Origin of the sequence: Anatilimnocola aquadivae, assembly GCF_049819085.1 — a bacterium.
Lineage (GTDB): Bacteria > Planctomycetota > Planctomycetia > Pirellulales > Pirellulaceae > Anatilimnocola.
The window spans coordinates 2,329,791-2,355,015 of record NZ_CP187419.1 but is presented as its reverse complement, the minus strand read 5'-3'; the positions used below and the strand labels follow the sequence as shown (position 1 = coordinate 2,355,015).

The 25,225-nt window shown below is 58.0% G+C and carries 16 protein-coding genes and 1 riboswitch; of the genes, 9 read left to right on the top strand and 7 right to left on the bottom strand.

The features are described from left to right. Window positions 1-4: 4 nt before the first annotated feature. Complete coding sequence (locus NA78x_RS09465) at window positions 5-1,168, bottom strand: hypothetical protein (protein ID WP_425618194.1); 1,164 nt, start codon at window positions 1,166-1,168, stop codon at window positions 5-7. 103 nt (window positions 1,169-1,271) lie between these two features. Here NA78x_RS09465 and NA78x_RS09460 point away from each other — a divergent pair, with 103 nt between their 5' ends. From NA78x_RS09460 to NA78x_RS09445, 4 genes are all read left to right on the top strand, one after another. Then, entirely contained in the window at window positions 1,272-2,771 is a 1,500-nt protein-coding gene (locus NA78x_RS09460; protein ID WP_425618193.1) for a hypothetical protein, read from the top strand. Between the two features lie 33 nt (window positions 2,772-2,804). Next, window positions 2,805-4,991 (top strand): NPCBM/NEW2 domain-containing protein, encoded by a 2,187-nt coding sequence (locus tag NA78x_RS09455; protein WP_425618192.1) that lies wholly within the window; start codon window positions 2,805-2,807, stop codon window positions 4,989-4,991. 20 nt (window positions 4,992-5,011) lie between these two features. Beyond that, window positions 5,012-7,171 (top strand): NPCBM/NEW2 domain-containing protein, encoded by a 2,160-nt coding sequence (locus tag NA78x_RS09450; protein ID WP_425618191.1) that lies wholly within the window; start codon window positions 5,012-5,014, stop codon window positions 7,169-7,171. A 431-nt stretch (window positions 7,172-7,602) separates the two neighbouring features. Further along, a complete protein-coding gene (locus NA78x_RS09445; protein WP_425618190.1) occupies window positions 7,603-10,026 on the top strand; it encodes a VIT domain-containing protein in 2,424 nt (807 codons plus the stop codon). Between the two features lie 75 nt (window positions 10,027-10,101). Here the strand turns inward: NA78x_RS09445 and NA78x_RS09440 are convergent, their stop codons facing one another. The 3 genes from NA78x_RS09440 to hisA all read right to left on the bottom strand — a co-directional run bounded on the left by NA78x_RS09440 (window position 10,102) and on the right by hisA (window position 14,064). Then, window positions 10,102-10,806: a 3-keto-disaccharide hydrolase gene (locus NA78x_RS09440; protein ID WP_425618189.1), complete on the bottom strand. Its 705-nt coding sequence runs from the start codon at window positions 10,804-10,806 to the stop codon at window positions 10,102-10,104. Between the two features lie 167 nt (window positions 10,807-10,973). Further along, window positions 10,974-13,091 carry an elongation factor G gene (locus NA78x_RS09435; RefSeq protein ID WP_425618188.1) on the bottom strand — a complete coding sequence of 706 codons (2,118 nt, stop codon included), beginning with the start codon at window positions 13,089-13,091 and terminating at the stop codon, window positions 10,974-10,976. A gap of 256 nt (window positions 13,092-13,347) precedes the next feature. Beyond that, window positions 13,348-14,064, bottom strand: a complete 717-nt coding sequence (gene hisA, locus NA78x_RS09430) for a 1-(5-phosphoribosyl)-5-[(5-phosphoribosylamino)methylideneamino]imidazole-4-carboxamide isomerase (protein ID WP_425618187.1) — start codon at window positions 14,062-14,064, stop codon at window positions 13,348-13,350. 263 nt (window positions 14,065-14,327) lie between these two features. Here hisA and NA78x_RS09425 point away from each other — a divergent pair, with 263 nt between their 5' ends. The 4 genes from NA78x_RS09425 to NA78x_RS09410 all read left to right on the top strand — a co-directional run bounded on the left by NA78x_RS09425 (window position 14,328) and on the right by NA78x_RS09410 (window position 19,666). Beyond that, window positions 14,328-14,888: a DUF5565 family protein gene (locus NA78x_RS09425; protein WP_425618186.1), complete on the top strand. Its 561-nt coding sequence runs from the start codon at window positions 14,328-14,330 to the stop codon at window positions 14,886-14,888. A 200-nt stretch (window positions 14,889-15,088) separates the two neighbouring features. After that, window positions 15,089-15,610 carry a hypothetical protein gene (locus NA78x_RS09420; RefSeq protein WP_425618185.1) on the top strand — a complete coding sequence of 174 codons (522 nt, stop codon included), beginning with the start codon at window positions 15,089-15,091 and terminating at the stop codon, window positions 15,608-15,610. Between the two features lie 156 nt (window positions 15,611-15,766). Then, window positions 15,767-16,399 carry a hypothetical protein gene (locus tag NA78x_RS09415; RefSeq protein WP_425618184.1) on the top strand — a complete coding sequence of 211 codons (633 nt, stop codon included), beginning with the start codon at window positions 15,767-15,769 and terminating at the stop codon, window positions 16,397-16,399. A 423-nt stretch (window positions 16,400-16,822) separates the two neighbouring features. After that, a complete protein-coding gene (locus NA78x_RS09410; protein ID WP_425618183.1) occupies window positions 16,823-19,666 on the top strand; it encodes a hypothetical protein in 2,844 nt (947 codons plus the stop codon). Between the two features lie 132 nt (window positions 19,667-19,798). Here the strand turns inward: NA78x_RS09410 and NA78x_RS09405 are convergent, their stop codons facing one another. Further along, the gene (locus tag NA78x_RS09405) at window positions 19,799-20,740 is read right to left on the bottom strand and encodes a sugar phosphate isomerase/epimerase family protein (protein WP_425618182.1); all 942 of its coding nucleotides are present in this window, start codon (window positions 20,738-20,740) and stop codon (window positions 19,799-19,801) included. A 161-nt stretch (window positions 20,741-20,901) separates the two neighbouring features. On the opposite strand from NA78x_RS09405, the gene pstB reads away from it, so the two are divergent. Beyond that, window positions 20,902-21,777, top strand: a complete 876-nt coding sequence (pstB, locus tag NA78x_RS09400) for a phosphate ABC transporter ATP-binding protein PstB (RefSeq protein WP_425618181.1) — start codon at window positions 20,902-20,904, stop codon at window positions 21,775-21,777. Window positions 21,778-21,858: 81 nt separating this feature from the next. Here the strand turns inward: pstB and NA78x_RS09395 are convergent, their stop codons facing one another. Together NA78x_RS09395 and NA78x_RS09390 are read right to left on the bottom strand one after the other, a co-directional pair. Next, window positions 21,859-22,518, bottom strand: a complete 660-nt coding sequence (locus NA78x_RS09395; protein WP_425618180.1) for a 3-keto-disaccharide hydrolase — start codon at window positions 22,516-22,518, stop codon at window positions 21,859-21,861. Window positions 22,519-22,805: 287 nt separating this feature from the next. Continuing rightward, complete coding sequence (locus tag NA78x_RS09390) at window positions 22,806-24,827, bottom strand: TonB-dependent receptor plug domain-containing protein (RefSeq protein WP_425618179.1); 2,022 nt, start codon at window positions 24,825-24,827, stop codon at window positions 22,806-22,808. Window positions 24,828-24,859: 32 nt separating this feature from the next. Then, a riboswitch (cobalamin riboswitch) is annotated at window positions 24,860-25,055 on the bottom strand. Window positions 25,056-25,225: the final 170 nt, after the last annotated feature.

Below are 25,225 nucleotides of genomic sequence, written 5' to 3'. Positions count from 1 at the left end.
CACCCTACTCTTGCCGCTGAATCTCAAGAATGAGCTTGGTGGCCTCTCGAACCAGATCCTGATTGGTGGTCTTCCGGGCCAGCTGCAGCGCAGCCGTGGCCTGTTCGATGGCAACATCCTTGCGATTGTTTTTGAAGGAGTGTTGCGCTTGCTCAAGCAAGGCGCTGGCAAGAGCGAGGCTCTCTGTGGGAGTTAAATCGATTTTGCGGAGTTCCTCGATAACCCGCGTCTGCTCACTCTGCGGATCAAGCTTGCTGAGTTCGGCCAGTTCGGTCGTCAGGTGAAGGGCTTCCGTCACTTTGCCAGCCGCAATGGCGGCTTCGCGATCGGCTTGCAATTTTGTCAGCCGCTGCTGTCTCTCTTCCTCAGCCCGCTGGGCAAGTTCCTCTGCAGATAACGGGGGAACGACCGATGCTGCGGGTTTTGGTTGAACTTGCGGTTCTGCAGGTCGCTCTTGACGAGGTGGAGCTTGACGAATCGGAGCATGGCCAGATGGCGATGCTGATACGACCTCCTCTGGTGGTTCAATGGGCTGCAAGATCACGCGGCGGTCAGGCAGTTGAGTACCCGAGACCGCTTGGCGATGAAATAGTCCGAAGTGATCCCAAGAAGGCATCCAGAAACTGATTAGCAGGTAGCCGCAAAGAAGTCCGCCGGCCGAGGCGACAACGTGTTTGGCAATCTCTGCGAGTGGCGACTTCGCTGGCTTTCGTTTGACTGCCGCATGGAAACTGGGAGTTGGCGAAGTGGGCGTGACCGCTAAGGGAGGAGGCAGCGGAGGCGGTAAGGGAATAGGCCGTAGCTGTGGCTGCGCGATAACGGGCCTCGAGAGTGCAGCGGGAGCCGCGATCGCTACCGATGGTGGTGCGGTCGGCGCTGCGACCGGTTGTAATTCGTTCCGCAGCATCTCGTCATAAGTGCTCTTTTTAGCCCCGTTCAAAAGGCAGACCCGGGCCGTCGCTACTTCATTCAACAGCCGCTGGCTCTCCTGCGAATACTTGCCCGCTTGAAACGACCGCAAATGCGCCATCCGCTGATCGGCCGCATTCTCGATCACATCCAGATCGGCCGTGTAGAGCGGCACCCCCAGCAGCCTGTAATGATTCGGCGGCTGCTCGGTCGGCGGAATCGCCAGCCATTTGTAATAAGGGTCGAAGCCATCAGGCATTTCAAGATCCAAAAAGCGCGGTAAAGGTCGTGGCCATAGTATCCCCTGTTTGCGACACCGTAGTCAATTCAGGCTATAATCCACGCCCCACCAGGAGCTTGCCATGCCGATTCGCTGCCTCACCGTCATTTTCTATTTATTATGTGCCTCGGCTCTTGTGTATGGACAGGCAGCCAGCGAAAAACTGCCGGCCCCCAAGGCTGATGAAGTCACGACCGCGAAAAAACTCATCGCAGACGTCTACAAGAAAGACTACGACGGCGCGAAATCGCCCGCCGAGCAGAAGAAGCTGGCCAGCAAGTTGCTGAAAGATGGTGCCCAGAGCACGCCTGGTTCGGCGGAGCAATTCGCTCTGTTCGAAGTGGCCAAAAACATCTGCATCAAAATCGGCGACATCGACGGCGCGCTCGCCGCCGCTCAACAAACCGCGGGCACGTTCCAAATCGACTGGAGCACAATCCAGAAGCAGGTTCTCAACGAGATCGCGCCCCTCGCGAAACTTCCCGCCGAGCGCCAGTTGCTGGTGCGTTACCTGAATATTGCGTACACCGAGAGCCTCCAGGCCGATAAACTGCGGGACGCCGCCGACCTGCTCGAGCTGGCCGAGAGCACGGCGAAGAAATCCAGCAATCTCGCCGCGGTCAAACGCTGGACGCGGCGCAAGGAAACGCTCCGGCAGCGAACTGCGGCCCGAGAGCAGATGCAGCAGGCGCTCGCGCTGCTGGAGCAGAAACCCGTCGATCCTGAGGCCAATCAAACTTGCGGAGAATACCTCTGCTTTTACCTCGACGATTGGAATCGCGGGCTGCCGATGCTGGCCCTGGGTCCTCCTTCGGCTTTGAAGAAAATCGCAGAGCGCGAAATCCAGGGCGCAAAGTCTCCCGCCGATCGTTTGGCACTGGCCGATGCCTGGTACGACGAAGCACACTTGCGCGACGGTGCAGCCAAAGTCGCGATTCTTGAGCTGAGCGAGAGTCACTATCGCGCCGCGCTTGAGGGACAGACTGGCTTGGCCAAACGCAAAGTCGAAAACCGGCTCGAAGAACTCGAGCGTAACGGAGAACCGATTGCCATCTGCGAATGGGTCGAACTCGTCGACTTGGCCCGGTTGGGCAAAGACACGAAGCCCGGCATTTGGCGGCGGGAAATGGGCGCGCTCCGTACCGACTACGATGACGGAGCCCGCGTTGTTTTTCCCGTCATTGCCGACGGATCATTCGAGTTGGAAGTTGTGTCGACCCGCCACCGCGGTCCAGACCAATACGCAGTTGGTCTTTCCCTGGCGGCTAACGGGAGTGGCTTCATCTACGACTGCCTCGCTGGTCAAGAGAGCTCCCTCGGCGAGAAGCGCATCGCGCCCGCCAATCTCCTTAACGGCAAACCACATCAACTATCATTGGTGCTCGACCGAAAAGACGGCAACTGTGCCTGCGTTGTGCGCCTTGATGACAAGCCTTACTTTCAATGGTCGGGGCCGGCAGACTCGCTCAAGCCCGTCGCCGCCAATCGCAGTTGCTTGGCGATCCAAACCTGGAAGACCGACCTCGTGCTGCACAGCGTCCGGTTTCGTTTGAAGAATGGCAACGCCTGGCTGGTAGATTAATACTGCTAAAAGAACTTGTTGGGGATAGCTGCGATGGCCAAATCTTTCGCTCGACTGACCTTCGTCGCCATGTCGCTCGCCTCGCTCGTGGTTGTTACGAACAAGGCGGTTCTTTCCGCTGAAGAAGCGTCTAGCCAACTCCAAACCGAAGTAGCCGCGGCGCGCGATAGTCTTCAAGAGCACCCCAAGTTCCAGAAGTACTACGAGCATCTGGCAGCGACTCCGGATTCATTGCCGGTAAATGGTCCGAAGCTGGCCCTGTTGTTGGCCGCGGAGGCCAAGACGAGTGCCGCGATCAAGGATCATACGCCTTCGCTCCTCGCGACCTGGCAAGAAGTGGTGCGACTCGCGTCAGCGGGCAACGATTACAAAACAGCGTTCCCGGCGATCGATTCACTGCAGAAGCATGCCAGCGGCTTGCTCACTCCGGCTGCCGCCAGACTGGCGAAAGGGAAGCTACTCGCGGCAGTTGCTGAAGCAAATGCGATTAAACCGGTGCCTGGCGAGCGCGAAGCGCTGTTGGAACTCGTGCGGCCTCTGCTGAAAGAGTCTTTTTCCGCAAACGATGTCGCAGCGCTCCCATCGCTGCTCGCTGCCGATACCAAACTTTCTTGGTCCACCACGGAGAGTGCCAATTCAATCCAACTCCTGCTGCCTCTCGCGCAGCAGGCGGTCGAGGAGAATCGAATTGCCGTGGGGAAACTCCTGTTTGATCATCTCGCCACCCTCGTCCTCAAAACCGCAGCGGGCAAGCCCCGCAAGGACTTCGCCGATGCAATCGCCGCCGCCCGCGAACGGCTGACAATCGTCGAAGGTGCTCAGCAAGCGCAGCAGACCCTCGCCACCAAGCCGCTCGATCCCGCGGCGAACCAGGCCTATGGCATGTACCTGCTCGCTTGCGGTCAGGCGAAGGAGAGTCTCACCTATCTCGCGCTGGGAACCGATCTCGAGTGGAGGAAGCTGGCCGCAGAAGGTCTCGAAGTGAAAACTGCAACCGAAAAGGCAGCGCTCGCCGATCGTTGGGCTGCAACTGCCAAGGATTTTGGCGAAGGGGGCAGACCGATTGCCAGGCTCTTCTACGAAGAGGCGCTCGCCGACAAAGCGCTTGTCGGCATCCCCCGCGCGGCAGCGGAAGAGAAGCTGAAGGAACTAGGTCCAGCGACCGCAACTGTGAAGCGCACCATTGCCTCAACTGGCAACAAGCCGTTGCCAGTCAATGAATGGACCGATGTGCTGCCGCTGATCGACATCGACCAGGATCTAGTGCGTGGCCACTGGGCCCGCGGGCCGCAGGATTCGCTGCTATGTGCCAAAACCCCCAGCCCCAAGTTACGCCTGCCAGTTGTGCTCACGAATTCCAGCTACGACCTTATCGTCGAGTTCAACCTCTTAGAAGGAAACAGCGATGTCTATTTGCTGCTGCCCATCGCAGACAGGATGACTTGGTTGCTAGTCGATTCGTGGACCAACAATGATCGTTGCTGGTTTAAGTCGATTCGCAACGGCCCCATCGCACATCGAAATCTGTTGCATGCCAAGCAGGCGCACCGTTACGAAGTCAGTGTCCGACTTCAGGGAGATCAGGCGCACGCAACATTTGCGGTGAATGGCGATAAGATCATCGAATACAAAGGACCGGTCTCGGCAGTGGAATCGCCCGACGAGGACTCGATCGGTACCGTCGCTCAGCCCGGGCTCGCAGCCTATCTTGGCACCGTGCAATTCACCAAAGTCCAAGTGAGAGTTATCGATGGCCCCGCGAAGATCGGCCGTGATGTCCCCTTACTCAAACCGATTTCAGCCGAAATCCTCGCACTGAAAGCGACGCGATTAACGTCGCTCCGGCCCATCACTGCCCGTGCGCACTCGAATCATCTTGCTGTTTCTGCAGTGCCCGCAGGAACAGGTGCAAAAGCTCCCCTGCTAAGCGGCAAGGAATGCACCGATTATCTATTCGCGCACGCGCCATCCTCGTTGAGCTATGCGATTCCTGCCAAAGCGAAATACTTCACTGCCGTTGCACATTGTACCGTCCAAACCAGTGTGAAATTCACCGTCAAAGCCGATGGCAAGGAACTCTACTCCGTCGAGAATCAGCCAATCTCAATTATCTCCGTCGAGATCCCCGAAGGAGCCAAAGTGCTGCAACTCGAATGTGATCCACTCGGCGATGTTAGAGGCGACCACAGTTCCTGGTGCTTTCCCGCGTTTCGACAATAGTACGAGTGATTGGATCGAATATGACTCGCAGCACTTTCGTCCTGAGCTTGTTCTTTGGACACTTCCTGGCTATCGCTGCTCCAATAGCCGGGCGAGCCGGCGAAGTAAACGCAAAACTGCAGGCCGAAGTTGCCGCGGCGCGCGATAGCCTTCAAGAACATCCCAAGTTCAAAAAGTACTACGAGCATCTGGCAGCGACTCCGGATTCGCTGCCCGTGAACGGGCCGAAGCTGGCCCTGTTGTTGGCAGCGGAAGCCAAGACGAGTGCTGCGATCAAGGATCATACGCCTTCGCTCCTCTCGACCTGGCAGGAAGTGGTGCGACTCGCGTCAGCGGGCAACGATTACAAAACGTCGTTTCCGGCGATCGACGCATTGCAAAAACATCCCAGTGGTTTGCTCACGCCGGCGGCAGCGCGAGCGGCGAAAGGACAACTTTTGGCAACCGTGGCCGAAGCCAATGCAAGCAAACCGGTTCCCGGTGAACGCGAAGCGCTGTTGGAACTGGTGCGCGGCCTCTTGAAGGAATCACTGGCAGCCGATGACGCCGAAGCGTTGCCGCCGCTGCTCTCGGCCGACATCAAACTCTCCTGGTCGACCACCGAAAGCGCGAACTCCCTGCAGTTGCTCCTGCCGCTCGCGCAAGAAGCTGTCAATCAGAATCGAGTTGATGTAGCCAAGTTGCTGTTCGATCATCTCGACGCGCTCGTGCTGAAAACGGCTGCGGGAAAACCTCGCAAGGATTTTGCCGAGGCCATCGCAGCCTCGCGCCAGCAACTGACGATCGTCGCAGAGGCTCAGCAAGCGCAGCAGACCCTCGCCACCAAGCCGCTCGATCCCGCAGCCAATCAAGCCTATGGCAAGTATTTGCTCGCTGCTGGTCAAGCGAAAGAAAGTCTGACTTACCTGGCGCTGGGCGCAGATCCCGAATGGAAACAACTGGCGGCCAAAAGTCTCGAAGCCAAGACCGCCGCTGACAAGGTCGCGCTCGCCGACCGCTGGCAAGCGACCGCAAAAGATGCTGGCGGCAAGGAAATCGCCCGACTGTTCTACCAAGAGGCACTAGCCGACAAATCACTCGTGGGCATTCCTCGTGCGGCAGCGGAAGAAAAGCTCAAGGAACTTGGTGCGGCGCCGACCGTAGTGAAACCGGCAATTGCTGCCATCGCCAATCGCTCGCTGCCGCTCAACGAATGGACGGAGTTACTGCCGCTCATTGATTTTGATCAGGATCTGGTCCGCGGTTTCTTTCACCAAGGCCCGGGCAACTCCGTCATTATGGATAAGTCGCCTTGGGGTCGCTTCCGTTTGCCGGTCCTGCTGGAAGACTGCAGTTACGATTTGGCCGTCGAAATCACACCAGGTACGCCTGCCCAGGAAGTGCATCTGGTGCTCCCTGTCGGCAAGCAATCGGTAACTCTGATCGTGGATGGAACCAAGGACAATCAACACACCTACTTCGACATGCCCAAGGCAATGAACCATAAAGGAAACTTGCTGCTACCCGATCAGGCCTACCGCTACGATGTCACCGTCCGGCTGCGCGGCGATCGAGCTGAAGTGGCCTTTTCGCTCAATGGTAAATATATCGTCTCGCACGAAGGTCCAACTGCGGATTTCAAACCGCACAGAGGCTTTGTGTTGAAAACCCACAATCAACCAGGCCTGGCGGGCTACGAGTCGAATGCCGTTTTCACTCGCTGCCAGGTCCGACCCATCAGCGGCGTTGCGGCGATCGGCCGCGATGTGGCACTCCTACAACCCATCCCTGCCAGTGTCCTGGCACTCAAAGCGACATCGCTCACGACGTTGCGTCCTCTCAGTACCAAGGTTACGAAGAATTATTACGGCGTGAACAATGTCCCTGGCCCGCAGCATGCTCCGATTGTGGGTGGTGTACTTTGCCGGGAGTATCTCTTTGCTCATGCACCGTCCTCGCTGACTTATGCAGTTCCCGCGAACGGAAAATACTTCACCGCCATCGCCTACAGCGCGCTGAGCGGCAGTGTGAAGTTCGTGGTTCGATTTGATGGGAAGGACACATTTGCGACTCAGAGCGGCTCGGTCTTGCCCGTCGTTGTTGAGATTCCGGCAGGCGCCAAAGAGATGCAACTCATTTGCGATTCTCTTGGGGATAGCGGTGCCGACCATAGCTTTTGGTGCTTCCCGGCGTTTCGTTGAAGCGCGTCATGCTGGCATGGGCGCGACAATCGCGACTTACGGCCCGTTCTTTTGCTTGCCTAGTCTTACACCGCCCGCTCGTAACAACCGCGTCACAAAGATTGCATTCCGCTGGGAAAGCGTGAAACTGAGGGCGGGGGTTGTTCGTCTAGTTCGTAGGGCCACGGTTCGCACCGCGCGAGGGCAGGCCTTGGTCGCAACGAGTGAGTGCCGGTAGGCAAGCTGAAGCCAAAACCGCAAAAGGGGGGTGTCCAATTAAGAAGTCCGTGGCCGGACAGTAATTGCAGTAACTCTCGGGTTTGCGAGCAATTTTTGTTCTGCCAGCGGGTGAAACATTGGACACATACGTTCGAAACAGCAGTCAAAATCGAACCCATCGCAGTCGATTGAAGAGCCGGTGAAGCCCTTCCCAATTAGGACGGAGCAGGACCATGAAACGGGCGTTGCAAGTAACAGGATGGATGTTTTTTCTGGCGGCGTTTGCCGCGTACTCTCTGGCGACGGGGCCGGCGGCCTGTGCTCAAGGGGTGCTGATCATCATCGATCATCCTCACCCGGTGCCGCTGCCGCGACCTGTTCCGCCGTGGCCTGGTCCGCGGCCGACGCCACCCACCCCGGCTATCACTTACAAGATCAAAGAACTGGCCTACCAGGCGAAGATCAAGGACCAGATTGCCCAGGTGCAGGTCTCGCAGACCTTCGTGAACACCAGCAGTCAAACAGCGCAGGTGCAGTTTGTCTTTCCGCTGCCGTATGAAGGGGCCATCGACCGGATGACCTTCATGGTCGACGGCAAAGAGTACGACGCGAAGCTGCTGGAAGCCAAGAAAGCCCGCGAGATCTACGAGGGGTACGTGCGCCGCAATCAAGATCCGGCGCTGCTCGAGTGGGTAGGGACCGGCATGTTCCAGACGAGTGTTTTCCCCGTGCCGCCAAACGCCGAGCGCAAGGTCACGCTCAAGTTCAGCCAACTGCTGCGCAAAGATCATCAGTTGACCGATTTCCTGTTGCCCCTTTCGACGGCCAAATACACCAACACGCCGGTCGAAAAAGTCTCGATCGAAGCGAATATCGAAACGACTGCAGAGATCAAGAGCGTCTACAGCCCGACGCACGCCATCGAAGTGAAGCGACCGGACAGCAAGCGTGCGGTAGTGAAGTACGAAGCGACGAACGTCGTCCCTGCGACCGACTTCCGCCTGTTCTTCGACACCAACGATGGCAAGTTGGGGGCCAGCCTGATTAGCTACCGGCCCGAGACGAGCGAGGAAGGCTACTTCTTGATGCTGGCCAGTCCAGAGATCAAAAGCGAGAACGCCGAACGACCCGCGAAGACGGTGATCATCGTCGCCGATCGCTCGGGGAGCATGAGCGGCAAGAAGATCGAGCAGGCCAAAGAGGCCATTAAGTTCGTGCTGAACAATCTGCGGCAAGGCGACACGTTTAACATCGTCGCCTACGACTCCGCCGTGGAATCGTTCAAGCCGGAACTGCAAAAGTTCGACGAAGAGACGCGCAAGCAGGCGCTCGGTTTTGTCGAAGGGTTGTATGCCGGCGGCAGCACGAATATCGACGGCGCGCTGAACACAGCGCTCGGCATGATTAAGGACGACACGCGTCCCAACTATGTGTTGTTTCTGACCGATGGTCTGCCGACCGCTGGCGAAACGAACGAAGGGAAGATTGTCGCCAACGCCAAGAGCAACAACAAGATTCGTGCTCGCATGATTAACTTCGGCGTGGGCTACGACGTGAACAGCCGTCTGCTCGATCGGCTGAGCCGCGACAACTTTGGTCAGAGCGAGTACGTGCGGCCGAACGAAGACATCGAGGCCCATGTCAGCCGGCTGTATGCCAAAATGAGCTCGCCGGTGATGACGGGCGTGAAGGTGAACATCGAAGTGGACGCTGCTTCGGTGGAGTCGGGCCCGGCGATCAATCGGGTGTATCCTAAGGAAGTTTATGACTTGTTCGCTGGCGAACAGCTGGTGATGGTCGGTCGCTACAAGAAGCCCGGCAATGCCAAGGTGGCCATCAGCGGCAAGGTCGGCAGCGAAGAGAAGAAGCACGACTTCCCGGCCACGCTCGTCGAGAAGAGCCCAGACCAGACGTACGCCTTTGTCGAAAAGCTGTGGGCTCTGCGCCGCGTCGGTGAGATCATCGACGAGATCGACCTGAAGGGAAAGAACGACGAGCTGGTGAAAGAGTTGGTCACACTCGCCACCAAACACGGCATTCTTACGCCCTACACTTCGTTCCTGGCTGATGACTTGGCGCGGCCCGGTCAATTGGCTGATACACGGGCGAATTTCGAGCGCTCGCGAGAATTGGTCGATCGCCTGGGCGAAGCTGAAGGCTTGTCGGGAGTCGCCCAGCGGGCCGAGAAGAAGGCGCTACAAGACTCTTCGATTGCGGGCAACACGACCCGCGCGTTCAACTTGCCGCGAGCCGAATCTAGCGAAGCCCGCGCGGCGTCTGGTCCTGCCCTGGGCGGCATCGCTGCTGCTCCTGCACCAGGACGCGGCGGATTCGGTGGTGCTGGTGCTCCGCAGGCCGGGTATGCCCAGAACAAGTTCCGCGATATTGACAGCGACAAAGAAGTCGCCGCCGATGCCGTGCAGAACGTCGGCAGCCAAACGCTGTATCGCCGGGGCAAGCTCTGGATCGCGGCGAATGCCCAGTCGATCGATCCCGAGAAGGATCAGGCGAAGATCAAGAAGGTCAAACGCTTCAGCGACGAGTACTTCAAGCTGGTGAAAGACAACACGGCAGATGAAAACGCCGTGCTGGCCACTCAGCAGAACGACGAGCAATTGCTCGTAACCTTGCGAGGCCAGACGTACCAGATTGAGTAGTCGTCTGGTCGAACCAAGAGAGCTGACAATGAGGAAGCGCCGCCACTGCGGCGCTTCCTGCGTTAAGCGGCCCGACTACTCCGACTTCTTCTCTTCTACCTTCTCGGCTTCCTTCACTTCACGCCACTTGATATCGCGAATGGCCGACTTGGTGCGATAGGCGGACACGCCGAGAGGACGGGTAATGTCGACCTCGAAGCGGGTCGAGATTTTGTGGTCGTCGATCTTCACGTCGGCGAAGTTCTCTTTGTCGATGAAGGCTTGCAACTTGCCGCCCGCAACGCGAACGCGAATGCGATACCACTTGTTGCTCTCGAACTTCTTGTAACCCGTGGTGGTGTTTTCCGAAGCGTCCATGCCGTCCAAGCTGGAGATGCCCACCAGCCCGCCGCCCCAACCGCCGCAGATGAAGCTGGCGTGCGAATCACGAACGGGAAACGTCAGCCCGCAAAAGAAGTCTTCACCTTCCAGGCGGTTGGCTTCGAGCGTGAGTTCGTAATTGTCCTTCGGCAGCCCTTCGGCCTTTTCGATGACAATGCCCGTGAGCGGATCGCCGGTACCCAGGACGATTGAGCCCTTGTCGATGGTGATTTCGCCTTCGCCGCCAAAGTTGATGCTCTTCCAGCCCTTGATGGTTTTGCCGTCGAACAGCGGCTTCCAATCCTTGGCTTCTTCAGCTTTCGGATCGGCTGGCTTGGCAGCAGGCTTTTCTTGGCCCATGAGTGACGAGGTGGAAAAGAGAATACCGCAGAGCAGTAGGAGCCGAGCGAAGTAAGGCATGGTGAGTTCCTGGCTGGCAATCTATAGGACAGTCGAAGTAATTCAAAAGCCAATGAACCCCCGCCGCAGAGGCGGGGGCGATTACAGCCCAATATACCCCCGTCTCGCGCCTCTCGCACCTCGTCTCTTTCCCTGGCCCCTGGCCCCTAACCTCTGGTCCCTTCCCGTCACTCCTCTTCCTCCTCCTGCACGCCGGCCTTGCTGACCACTTCCTGCTGCACGGCGGTGGGCATGATGTCGTAGTGGGCGAATTCCATCGTGAAGCTTCCTTGGCCGCCGGTCATGCTGCTGAGGGTGCGAGCATAGGTGCTGACTTCGCGGAGGGGGACTTCGGCGAAGATCGTCTGATATCCACCGCCAGCGGCGTCGTTCCCAAGCACGCGACCGCTGCGGCCCGACATATCGCTGTAGAGATCGCCGACGTATTTTTCCGGCACGGTGATCTCCATTCGCACGATGGGTTCGAGTAGCGCCGGCTTGGCTTGTTGGAAAACATTGCGGAAGGCCATCGAGCCCGCGATCTTGAACGCAGCTTCGCTGCTATCCACATCGTGATGCTTGCCGTAGTGCACTTCGACCGCGACGTCCTGCACGGTGTGTCCGGCGATCACTCCCTTCTCGATGCGCTCCTTAAACCCCTTCTCGATGGCCGGCAAAAAGTTACCGGGAATCGAGCCGCCGACCACGCTGTTGACCCACAAAAAGCGATGCGTCGGGTCGTAATGAAAATCCTTCATCTGCGGGAACTTGTCCTTGCTGCAGAACTGTTCCGGCGTGACGTTGCGCGGCAAGGGATACATGCGAATATGAACTTCGCCGAACTGTCCGCGACCACCCGATTGCTTCTTGTGGCGATAGCTCCCTTCGGCGGTCGCCATGATCGTCTCGCGAAACGGGATCTTCGGCGGGCGAGTATCGACATCGAGCTTGTCGCGACGATGGAGCCGTTCGCGCAGGATTTGCAGATGCAAATCGCTCATGCCGGTCATCACGAGTTCTTTGGTTTGTGGGTCGCGATCGAGCTTGAGCGTGGAGTCTTCCTCCAGGATCTTGTGGAGCGACGTGGAGAGTTTGGCTTCGTCGTTGTGCGCCTTGGGTTTCACCGCGAGGCCGACCATCGGCACAGGGAACGGAATTCGCGGCATTTCGAATTCACCGAGCGAGTTCCCGGTGTGCAGATCCTCCATCTTGGCAATCGCGACGATATCGCCGGCTGAGGCACTTTCGATCGCCTTCGTCTCGGCGCCCTGCACTTCGAGAATCGGGCCCAGTTTCACGTTCTTGCGCACCCCGGCAATGTGAACCTGATCGTCCTTCTTGATGGTGCCCGAGTAGACTCGCAGGTAAGTCAGTTTTTGTACGAAGGGATCGATCCGCGTTTTGAAGACCTGCGCGATGAGGGGCGCGCTGGGATCGGCCTGAATCTGGATCTCGTCCCCTTCCTCACCTTCTTTGTGCCCCTCTTTGTAAGCGACTCGCTGAATGTGGCTGGGAGGCAATGCCTCATGAGCCAGCACGGTAAGGAGTTCTTTCAGACCGACACCTGTCTTCGCCGAGCAACAGACAATTGGGATCAGCGTGCCGTGAGCGATGGCCTGCTCGGTAAGTTCTTCGATCTTCTCCGGCGTGGGCTCTTCACCTTCGAAGTATTTTTCCATCAGCGCTTCATCGACCTCGATAATCGACTCGACAAGCTGCGTATGAACGTCGCCCACCGGCAACAGCGTTCCTTTTACGCCGTGATCTTTCTCCAGCGTGGTGACGACTCCCTTAAAATCAGCACCGTGACCGATGGGAATGTTCAGCAGCGCGCAGGCATTGCCGAAGGTATCGCGCAGCTGCTCGATGAGTTTCGGGAAGTCGATATTCGCGTCATCCATCCGGTTGATGACAATCATTCGACCGACGCCTGCTTTGCCCGCTTCCTGAAAGACGCGGCGAGTATTCACTTCGATGCCGCTATGGGCGTTAACGACAATCACGGCCGTCTCGACGGCTCGCAGGGCACCGATGGTCTGGCCGATGAAGTCGGCATAGCCGGGCGTATCGAGAGCGTTGATCCGTTTTCCGTCGTGCGTGAAGTGCACGATGCTCGATTCGATCGTCCGCTTATGAGCTTTTTCCTCGGGATCGAAATCGCAGATGCTGCTGCCATTATCGACGCTCGGTTCGCCCGAGACCGCGCCGGTCAGCGTGAGAAGTTTATCCAGCAGCGTCGTCTTGCCGCTGCCGCCATGTCCGCAAAATGCCACGTTGCGAATATCCGCCACATTGACCTTAGCCATACCCGTTTCCTTCACATGTAGATGGAGAGACGAGGGAGAAGAGGCTCCGCGGTGCATCGATGTTTGGTTTTGCAGATAGCCCGAGACACTTGCATTCAACTCCCTCGCCTCGGTACTCCGGGGAGAGGGTTGGGGTGAGGGGTTGAACTGCCGATAAACTGGATTGGCAATTCCCCCTCGCTGACGCGTCGGGCTACTTAATTCGTTGTCCTTCCTGTTTGTTATCTCTTGTTGCCATTCAAACTCTGTTGCCTTGTTACCGCTTCGCTGCCGCGAGTGCCGCAGGCAGCGTGAGTGTTTCTTCATAGAAGGCCGCGCCAATGATCGCGCCATCCATCGGAATCTTTGCCAACGCGACGACATCGTCCGCGGTGGTCACCCCGCCGGAAGCAATCACGGGAATGTTTGTGGCGTTCTTCATTTCGGCCATCGCGGGGAGATTCGGTCCCTGCAGCATGCCGTCGCGGGCGATATCGGTATAGATGATTGCGCCGACGGCATCGCCGGCGAACTGCTTTGCAAAATCGATCGCCAGCGCCGAGCTTGTTTCCAGCCAACCATCGGTGGCGACTTTGCCGTCGCGGGCATCAATGCCGAGGGCCAATTTATGCGGATACTTCGCGCACATTTGCTTGAACCAGGCAGGCTCTTTCAAGGCCTTGGTGCCGACTACCAACCGGGAAACACCGATCCCCAGCAGGCGGTTGATGATGGCTTCGTCGCGAATGCCGCCACCCAATTGGCAGGGGATCTTCACGTTCGAGAGAATCGCCGTGATGGCCGCCAGATTGGCACCAATGCCGTCGCGCGCTCCGTCCAAGTCCACTAGGTGCAGGCATGACGCGCCTTGCCGCACCCAGTGCTGAGCCATCTCTGCGGGATCTTCGCCGTACACTTTTTCCCGCTGATAGTCGCCCTGCTTCAAACGGACGCACTTGCCTCCGCGCAGGTCGATCGCCGGCCAAATCTGCATTACAAATCCTAACTCAGTCTGAAGGAGAGAAACCTCGCGCAATATGCCACAGCGACTGGGCCGATGCAAGCCGCAGCTTGAGAGGCGGGGGCCAGGAACTGGGGGCTCGGGCAGAAGAAATCCAGCGAAGCTTCGAGCAACAGATTCCGGAACCGCGTCGACGCGAGTCTCGCGGTCGCACAGGGATATCATGAACCAATCTTCGCGAGCGGTGTCTGCGTACTTGCGATTCCGCTTCTCAGCCACTTCGACAGGGTGCCGTCATGAAGAAAATCATCTCGCTGTTTCAACGTAACTATGAAACCGACAAACTGGTGCGAAACGAAGTGGTTCCCGGCGCTGAATGGGTCATCGCAGGGGAAGGTATTGCGACGCAAAAGTTCGACGGCTCTTGCGCGCTGGTGCGCGAGGGAAAACTCTTCAAGCGATACGATGCCCAGCTCGGTAAGACTCCTCCGCAGGGCTTTGAGCCAACGCAAGATCCCGACCCGAACACCGGACATTGGCCAGGCTGGCTGCCGGTCGGCGACGGTCCGGAAGATCGCTGGTTCCGCGAAGCGTTTACGCCTGTAGCGACCACCTTGCCTGACGGAACTTACGAACTGTGCGGCCCCAAAGTGCAAGGCAATCCCGAAGGCCTGGAGCTTCATACGCTCGTGCCGCATGGTGACGAGGCGCTCGTCGACGCTCCGCGTGATTTCGCTGGGCTAAAAGCGTACCTCGAACCTAAAGCCATCGAAGGAGTCGTCTGGCATCATCCCGACGGTCGCATGGTCAAGATCAAACGACGGGACTTCTTCAAACCGCAGCGAGGCGGCAAGTAGTCTAATCCAGGACGAACGAAAACGGCGACAACGCATTGAGCGTCGCCCTGGGTTGTGCGGTCACATTGGGAAAATCGTTGTCTTCGATAGCCAATATTTATGAAAGGTGCAGCGAACTATTGGCATACAATTCAATGAGCAGTCTTGCAGTTAGCAAGCTGTAAAAGCACCTGCGGCGTTTTCGAAAGAGGAGGCTCGTCATGGCGGTACGCATCCAGACGGTTTTGTGGAGCATTTGCTGTGCGTTAATCACAGGACTCGCAGTGGCTGAGCCACCTCAGGCCAAGGTGGAAATGCGCTGGGTAGAGACCAAGCGAGTGGAAGGCCTGACCGAGGTCCAGGGATTTCAATCGAGTTGTGATCCAGACTCGATTGTTTACCCGCACAAAAAGCCCGCTCTGACATTGACCGCCAAGACGGTCGCGGATGCCAAGCTGACGAAACACGATTTTTCCAATAGCGGCTTATCCAGCCAAGATTACAGCGTGACGCTGCACCTGACACCAGAAGCCCGCCAGGAATTGTTGAAAACGTGCCCGGGAGATGACACGCAGTATCTAACGGTCGTCATCAATGGCAAGTACTGGGGCCTGCGGCGATACGAGAAGAAACAGGACGGCCCAGAAGTTCCCACACAATCGCAGGCAGAAACCTTCCTTCCCGACATCGGCTTCTTCTCTTCGCAAGCGGAAGCCGAACGTCTGCTGGCCGCGGTTCGTTGAGATCGCGTCTGCTTCACCAATAGCAGAGGCCAGGAAACGAGAAGCGATTCGTTGGTTCGCCACTCGCGCGATGTGCGCGGCGGTGGCGTACAATGCGACCTGCAGATTTTTGTTCTGCGCTCGCCCTCTTCCCTCCCTCCTGCTTCAGGTGCCTTGATGAAAATCCTCTCTCTGATGACCGCTTTCAGTTTGCTGGTTGTCTCCGCTGCTTCGCTCGCGTTCGCCGAAGACGCTGCCAAGCCCGGCGCGTCAATGAATGGCTTTCGGTTTGAATTTCCTTGCAAGGACCCGATGCCTGAGAAGCCCAAAGAAGGGGCGGACGGCGCATCGGGACTGGTGAAGGGGGACCCGAAGCTGACCGACAACTTCACGGTCGAAAAGGATTTTGGCGGCGAGAAAGGAAAGAAGTACGCGGTCACGCTCCGCTTTCGCGGCGTCGTCGAACCGATGATGTACAAAGGCGGCAAGCAGGTCGGCGATTATTTTTATATCGGTGGCGAGAAGAACAACGGCACGTACAACGTCTATCAGATCAAGGTCTCATCGCCCGAGTCGCACTACTTTCTCAATCGCCAGGAAAAAGTCGGCCACCAGATCTTCACCATCGACTACACGCAAACCATCGAGATCGATGGCGGAGCCAAAATCACCTTCCACGGCGACGGCCAGAACGGCCGCCTGATCACCAACTTCAAGAAGCTGGTCGTGCCCGACATTGCTCCCGCGCCCCAGCCTTACAACGGCCAGTTTGTGCAGGTGGATGTGGTGGAAGTGAAAGAGGTGAAGTAGTTGCGATTGTTTGCGATGGCTTACCGCCATTCGAATCATCGCAAAACCGCAAAAAGGGGGGCGTTCAACAATCGGGTCGATTGTTGAACAGCGGATAGCACAACTCTCGGGGTTTTCGCGACATGTGTGTTCAACAATGGAGTGGATTGTTGAACAAATAGGTCGAAAAACGGCAGCAAGAAAGACCGCTGGGCGGAAACTATACGCAGCGGTTCTGGGTAGCATTTTGCGGCGGTGGCCTGCTGGCAAAAGGCAAAATGTTTGTCCGGAAAAACCGGCTGAAACTCGCTAGCGGCCCATGCCCGCTGGGGTGGTCATGCGTAAAATGCGGTCGTTGCTTGGGCCTGCCCGCAATCTCTGACCCGAGGCTGCGTGTGGGCGATGAGCGCATTGTTCGAATGCCGAGTAGAGACGAGGTTTGCTATGTCGCCGTTGAGTGGTTGGTTGCGCGCCGGTTTGTCCGGGGCGTTGTTTGTGGCTGCCGTGTGCAGTGTCTCTGTCCTACACGCTCGTGTTGAAGGCGAGGCAGCCATCGGTCGGCCGTTCGGCGTCGGCAAAATCACCTTTAGCGGGGCGGATGTCGGCAGCATTGATGATCGCCTGTGCCGCTTGGAGGAAAAGAACGGCCGCATCTTCTACCCCGCCGCGATGCCCGGTGTGCTGGGCCGACTGTTGACGCAAGTCCTCGGCAATCCGCAGCAGGGCGTTGCCGAGTCGGTGACGATCCACTTTCTGTTCAAGGGTGATGACCCGCTCGAACTGACGCTCTTCAGCCCCAGCAAGACCGAAGTGTCGCTCACTCCCCGCAACGAGAACCGCCGAGTTTACGATCGCCTGCGCGATGCCTGGTGGCGCGATTATCAACAAGCGGCCAAGCTGCAGATCACGCGCGGCGATCATCCGCCGCTGATCCAAAATTATCTGCAGGCGATGCTCTCGCAGCGGATGGGTCTCGCCTGGCGAGACATCGAACTTGAAGAACGGCGCGAAGCGCGCGCCGCCCCAGCGCCGGCCACCTATGAATCGCTGGAACTGCTTCTTGGCTTGGAAGATCTTCGCCTGCGGACCTTGCGCGATTCGATGCTGGGCAAGGGAGATTACAGCGGCCGCCTCAGCGAACCACTGCCCGCGGGCATGGCCTGGCCGCCACCGGCCTTGCCTGCGCTCGAAGGGGAAATTCCCGTCGAGACCATCGCCTCGCATGTACCACCGGAATACTTCTACATTCGCTTTGGCACCTTTCGCAATTATCTATGGCTCAGCGACCTGCTGAAGGATTATGGCGGCGATCTCGGCAGCATGGTCACCATGCGCAGCTATGCCGCGCCGCTGAACAAGCGAATTCAAGATCAACTGGGGCTCGAGCAAAATGCATTGGCGAAAGTTTTGGGCCCGAGCATCATCAACGACGTGGCTCTCATCGGGCAAGACTTGTACTTGGTCGATGGGGCCGCGATGGGCATTCTGTTCGAAGCCAAGCAGCCTGAGGTGCTCGACGACGACATTCAAAAGCAACGACAGCGGGCTATCGAGCGCGACAAGGATCGCGGCTCCAAGCTGGAAACAATCAAGATCGCCGGCCGCGATGTTTCGTTTGCTTCGACTCCCGACAATCATCTGCGGTCGTTCTATGTGAACGATGGCAAGTATCACTTGGTGACGACGTCGCGCACGATGGTCGAACGGTTCCTTGCCGTGAGTGGTGGGGCCGGCTCACTGGCTCAGTCGCCGGAGTTTCTGCACGCTCGTACCATTTTGCCGCTGGTGCGAGATGACACGATCTTCGTCTACTTCTCGAAATCGTTCTTCGAGGGCATGCTCACGCCGCAGTATCAAATCGAACTGCGCCGACGGATGCAGGCTACGACCGATCTTGATCTGCTTCGCTTCGCGCGGCTCGCTGCTCGGGGTGAAGGGTACGACATCGAGAAAATCGACACGCTGATTCAAGGTGGCTTTCTGCCCCCTTCGTTCGGTCGTCGTCCCGATGGCAGTGCCCCGGCAGTCGCTGGTGAAGAACTGTACGACACGCGCCGCGGTGCGCGGGGCACCTTCCTGCCGATTGCTGATACCCAAGTTCAAGCGGTGACTGCTGCCGAAGCTCAGCGATATCGGGACCAGGTAACGGCCTATACCAACGAGTGGAAGGTGATGGATCCGCTGATGATTGGCATCAAGCGTTTTGCCTTGGAAAAGACCGATCCAGCCGCACCCACGATCGAGCGCGTCACGATCGACGGCAACATCACGCCGCTCAACGAAGCCAAGTATGGTCAGTTGATGTCGATGCTGGGACCACCGACAACGCAGATGATCACCCGCAGTGCCGACGATATCGTCTCGGCCCAGGCGGTGGTGAAAGAGATGAACTTGCTCGGCAATATCCCGCCCCATCACTTGTTTCTGGGTATGCAAGATCTGACACCGGTGCTGGAGAATCGCAAGACCGGACTGTTCGCCACGTTGCAGATGCTGCGCAACACGCCCGGCTACATTGGCTCGTGGCCAAAGGCTGGTTACCTCGATGCGCTGCCGTTGGGTAACCTGCTCAGCTCGCGCCCCGATGCCAATGGCTTCTCGCAACTGCCGCTCGGCCTGTGGCGGCGCGAAGGGGGCGGGTTCTCGGTGCTATCGTTCGACGCCAACGTGCTGGCCCATGTGACGCCGGAACTGCGCGTGGTCGAAGCCGAGATTCCGGCGCAGATTCGCCTGCACATTGGCGACCTGAGCACTGCCAAGGTCGCTCCGCTGATTAATCAGATGTACTACGATCGGGCCCTATCGGCTTCGTCGGGCAATGTTCGTTTTCTCCACATGCTCAATCAGCAACTGCACGTGCCGATGGAAGCATGTGCTTATGTCGCCGAGGATCTGCTGAACGCCAAGCTCAACTGTCCGCTCGACGGCGAGTACAAGCTGATGGAAGAAGTCGGCTCGGGGCTTTATTGGCGGTCGACCGTTTGGCCCGAGCGGTATGACCTAGCGCCGGTCGATTACAAGGCTCCGCTGCTCGATTGGTTCCGCGGACTCGATGGTCACCTGACCAAAGAGCAGGGTCGGCTGATCGCGCACATCGAGGTCGATCTGGCGCGCAAGCCCGAAGATCCCGCTGAGGCCAAACCAGAATTCAAGTTGCCGATCTTCGATCTGTTTGGCGGGCAGAAGGCTTTTAAAGCCAAGCCCAAAGACCCCAAGGCCGAAGAACTGCCGCCACCGCTTCCACCCGTGAAGTCGGTGCCGATGGCACCGAAGGGGAAGGAGTTTTAGGTGTATTTCGGTCTCTCTCCAGCAGGGAACGAGACCAACCACAAGCTGTCCGGTCTTTAGGCAGCTTAAAAAAATATGGCACGCCGTTGGCGTGCCCTTTCATGTTAGTCAACAACTCGTCTACCGACTCGCTTACGCCTTGGCCAGTTCGTCGCGGACGCGTTCGAGCAGCTTCTTGGTAGCGATGATGCCATCGTGTTCGCTGAGCTTGCTGCCTTCGTACTCGATGCCGCAGTAACCGTGATAGTTGTGCTTCTTCACAACGACTTCCAGCATCTTCTTGTAGTCAGTCTTGGTCTCGTTCCCCTTGTCGTCGAAGTCGTGGCTCTTGGCACTGACGGCTTTGGCGAACGGCATCAACTCATCGACGCCTTGATAGCGATCGTAGACTTTGCCGCCGCCGATGTTGAAGTTGCCGAAGTCGGGCAAGGTGCCGCACATCTTGTGATCGACCTTCTTCATCACCTTGGCGAGCCAGGCTCCGTCGCTGGAATTGCCGCCGTGATTCTCGACGATGACGTTGATGTTGTGCTTCTCAGCGAACTCGGTCAGCCGGCGAAGACCATCGGCCGCGCGGTCGATCTGTTCGTCGTAGGTGCCGCCCGATTGGGCATTCACGCGGATCGAGTGGCCGCCCAGATACTTGGCTGCTTCGACCCACTTGTAGTGATTCTCGACGGCCTTGGTTCGCTTGGCTTCGTCGGCATCACCGAGGGCACCTTCGCCGTCGCACATGATGAGCAGCACCTTCACGCCCAAATCGTCAGACCGCTGCTTGAGGTCGGCCAGGTACTTCGAGTCGTTGGCCTTGTCCTTGAAGAACTGGTTGACGTACTCGATGGCTTCGATGCCGAAATCGCTCTTGGCGGTCTTGGCGAAATCAAGATTGTCGAGCTTCTTCTGCTGCAATGTTTTGTGCAGCGACCACTGGGCCAGCGAGATCTTGAAAAGAGGCTCTTTCTTGTCTTGCGCCAGGGCGAGCGCGGGGAGCGAAGCAGCCAGTACGCCAGCACCCGCGAGACGGAGGGCGGCGCGACGAGACAAATGACCGGAGACCGGAACAATCGGATTCATGAAGGTTCAACTCAGGAAAGGAGGGCGAAACGAGAAGAGTGGTCGAAGATTCGGCCAGTTCTTCCATAATTCTTAACCGAGGACGGACTCGCCGCAAGCGGCTCAGGAGTTTACGATACTAGGAGCTTTGCTCCGCCGCCAGTTTTGCGACCCTTTTGCCCATGACCGCACCCGTGACCGCCAAACCAACCGATGCCAAGCCCGCCGTGAGCAGTTCGCGGCTAGATGCCATCGCGCGGGGTGAACCAATTCAGCCTGTGATTCACAAGTCGCTGCAGGGCATTGACCCGGTTGTCGAAGTGAAAGACTTCAACCTGTGGTACGGCAACAAGCAGGCGCTGTTTGATGTCAATCTCTCCTTCCCGCGCGGACAAGTGACCGCGATCATCGGCCCCAGCGGTTGTGGCAAAAGTACGCTGCTCCGCTGCATCAACCGGATGAACGACCTGATCGAGAATGTCGAGATTAAGGGTGAGATGGCCATCAACGGCCAGTCGATCTACGCCCCAGGAGTCGACGTGATCGAACTGCGGAAGCGAATGGGGATGGTGTTTCAAAAGCCGAACCCGTTTCCGATGAGCATCTTCGAAAACGTCGTCTATCCGCTGCGAATCGATGGCGAACGAGATCGCAATGTCATTCGCGAGGTAGCCGCTCAGAGCCTGCGAGGCGCGGCACTCTGGGATGAAGTGAAAGATCGGCTCGGCGATAGTGCGCTCGGACTATCGGGCGGTCAGCAACAGCGGTTGTGTATCGCCCGCGCGATCGCTGGTGAGCCCGATGTGCTGTTGCTCGATGAGCCTTGCTCGGCGCTCGATCCAATCGCCACGTCGAAGGTCGAAGACCTGATTCAAGAACTGCGCGGCGACTATTCGCTGATTGTCGTTACGCACAACATGCAGCAAGCATCGCGCGTGAGCGATTTCACGGCGTTCATGTATCTCGGCCGGCTGATTGAGTACGGCGAGACTTCCGAGATCTTCACTCGGCCCAAACTGAAAGAAACCGAGTCCTACGTGACGGGTCGGTTTGGATAATTCGTACAGCCAACGCCACCGCCCCTGCGGCGGTGGTTCATTAGCTTTTGCACGATCTGCGACTTGGATGACCGGACAGGCTTACTTCAACTCTTTGATCTGAATATTGCGGAAGGCGACTTTCGCGCCGTGACCACAGAAGCAGATGTAGCCCTTCTCGTTCAACAAGCCGGGATGATTCTTACCGTCGAGCGTCTTTGGTGTGCTGGCCTTTTCGATGTCGGCGTCGACGATGGTCTCGCCATTGAGCACGATCTTGACGTGCTTTCCCTTCACCGTGATCTCTTGCGTGTTCCATTCACCGACGGGCTTCTGATGCCCCTTCTTTACGGCCACGACGCCATAGATGGAACCGTGATACTGATAGGGCGCCAGGCTCTTGTACTTGTCGGAGGTATCGTCGAGCACTTGCAGTTCCATGCCGACGTAAGCTGGGTCGCCCTTCATCGGGGTGCGAATGCCGATGCCGTTGTTCGCGCCGGGGGTGAGCTTGAATTCCAGCTTCAGGACGAAGTCGCCGTACTCTTTGTCGGTGTAAAGATTACCGCCCGACTTTGGATCGCAAACGATGGCCTCGTCTTCGACCAGATAGCCGTTGGTGCTGCCTTGCCAGCCGGCGAGCGTCTTGCCATCGAACAGGCTGGTGAAGCCCTCGTCAGCAGCGGTTGCGTTATTGAGTAGGGAGCTCGCGGCGAAGATCATCAGGCCACCGAGCAGGGTAGGAACGAGTTGCCAGCGCATGGATTGCAGTCCTTGGTACAAAAGGCGGGATGCTTCGAGAGGAACCGCCCATTGTAACTGCCGCCAAGCGTGGCGACAGAAGGAGCAAGGCTCGAGCAACTATTGCGACTCCGAAAGGAACCATCGCCCCCGCCCCAGCGGCGGGGGTTTAACGGCCTTTGCACTACCTGCGGACAGTGGTTGCCTAAATCTCGCACTTTTGCGATTTGCCGCTGTGTCGAGCGCCGGTAGTGCATAAGCCAATGCCCCCGGGCAGACCCGGGGGCGGAAGATGTTACGCCATTGCGTTACCAGTACACGTTAAAGCCTCCGTAGGCACCGAAGCCAGGCGTGCCGTAGCCCAGCACTTCTTCGTACTCGGTGTTCGTGATGTTGTCGAAGCGGCCGACAAGTTCGATGCGGTCGGTCATCTTCCAGTTGCCCGAAAGATTCAGCAGGGCATAGTTCGGCAGCACCTGATTTCCCGTATCCAGGCGGTTGCTGTAGTACTGAAACGACAGCGTCGCTGCTCCCCGCCCGTCGTACCAACTGCGCGTCAGCGAGGCGTTCCACTTCTCGCGCGGACGACGAAGTAACTGCGTGCCGGTATCGACATTCAGCGTATCGTCGAGGGTGTAAGAAATGTTCGCGACCAGGTTCTGGGTGAGCTGACCGAAGATGGAGAGTTCCACACCGTTGCTGCGGGCGTTGCCGACGTTCTGCAAACTGAAAGTGTTGAAGTCGAACACGATCAGATCGACAAAGTCGTTGCGATAGTAGGTGGCGTCGAACCAGACGATGTCGTCCCACATGCCTTGCCGCACACCCACGTCCCAGCCCTTACTCTTTTCGGGACGAAGATTCGGATTGCCAAACTGGAAAAGGTTCTCGGCCAGTGCGGGCTGGCGAAAGCCGGTGCCAATCGTGCCATGCAGGCCGGTGTTGGTTTCGTCAATGCGATACAGGCCCGTCACGCGATACGTTTGGGCCGGACCCGCCCGACTAGTTTCGTCCCAACGAGCACCGGCCGTGCCAAAGAAGCGATCGAGCAGTTGAAACTGATCCTGCACGAACACGCCCTTCACATTCTGCGATTGCTGGGTGTTGTCCGAGGTGAAGGCATCTTCGGCCAGGTAGTTGGCACCGACATTCACGGTGTTGGTTGGTGTCACGAGCAGGCTGGCGAGATAGTCGATCTCGCGAGTTTGTCCGTGGAACCTCGCCGGCGAAAAGCCCGGGTCGTTATCTTTCCGCTCGACGTTGTTGACGTTGAAACCGAGCTTCTGCTGGAACTGTCCTTCAAGCGACAGCCAGTTCAGCTGAATGCGATTGGCGAAGCTGTTGGTCGCGTTCTTGCGAATCAGATTGTCGATGGGCAGTCCGGTGAGAAAGTCATAGTCGTCGACTTCGGCGAGGCCTTCGCTGGCGCGAAAGACATAGTCGATGTTAAAGTCCGGCGTGACATTCCAGCCCATGCGTCCCGAGGCAGTTCCCAGGTTGAAGCCATCGTGCTCGACACCACCGACCCGCGCACTGGCAGCGGAGATGCCGCCGGTCGACATAAACGAACCGCTCACCGAGTAGTAAGCGTGCTCGTCACCTGCCTGCACGGTGACGCTAGTCTGCCCGGTATTGAAGGCACCGCCCAAGGCACCCGCGCGAACCGAAAGCGGTCCCTGACCGCGGCGCGTAATGATGTTGATCACACCACCGATGGCATCGCTGCCGTAAGCCATGCTCTGGGGCCCGCGGAGCACTTCGATCCGCTCGATGTTGTCGGTACTTAGAGTGCTGAAATCGAATAGTCGCGAAGCGTTGCTGGGATCGTTCAATGGAATGCCATCGAGCAGCACCTTGGTATGCTGCGAGTTCGCACCGCGCATGAACACGCTGGTGAGACCACCGGGGCCACCTTGGCGGACGACGTCGACACCCAGCGTGCCGCGAAGGACCTCCGCCACGTTGGTTTGACCGCTCCGCTCGATCTGCTCGGCGGTGATCACCGTTACCGAACTTGCATTCTGCGAAGCCGGCTGCGGGGTACGTGTCGGCGCGATGACATCGTCGGCGGGCAGTGGTTCCGCAGGGAATCGATTGAGCGTCCCTTGTACCTGAGTTTCCGGCAATGTTTCGACGGGGCGCGGCTCTTCCTGCTGAGCGACTGTCAGGTCGCCCGGTGCAACGGGCTGTAACTCAGCAGCCTGCTCCTGAGCGGCCGCGATACCGCCCGTGACAAACAGAAGTAAACCAGCCAATGTCGTTCGAAATAGAATCTGCAGCTTGCGCAGCAGCGAGCCATCTCGCTGGCGCGGGCCAAATGGCCAAAGCATGATGTCCTCTTCCCCCCACGGGAAAATGATGTGACAGCGGGCCGCACGGGTCAGATATCCTGGCTCGGGTTCGTCCTACTAGCCGGCCTTCCCAACCGCTTACACGGTCAGTGGCCTCGTTGGCGTTCGTCACCCATACAGTCGCGGGGCGGCGGGAGCATTGCACTCCGCTTCCCTGACACCGGCAGCGGAACTCAGCGACGTACCACCCCCCGTGATACGTTTCGCTGAGAACCTGTAACGAATGATCGGATCGCACCAGTCGTTCGGATCATTCCGAATTTGCGGATTCTGCCTGCTAGCGTCACACCCAGTGGAACGTCTTTCTGCGCCAAGCTGAAGCAAGATTCGGCACCATCTCCTTCCACTGCGAGGCTCCGCGCTGGTGGCCGCTCTCT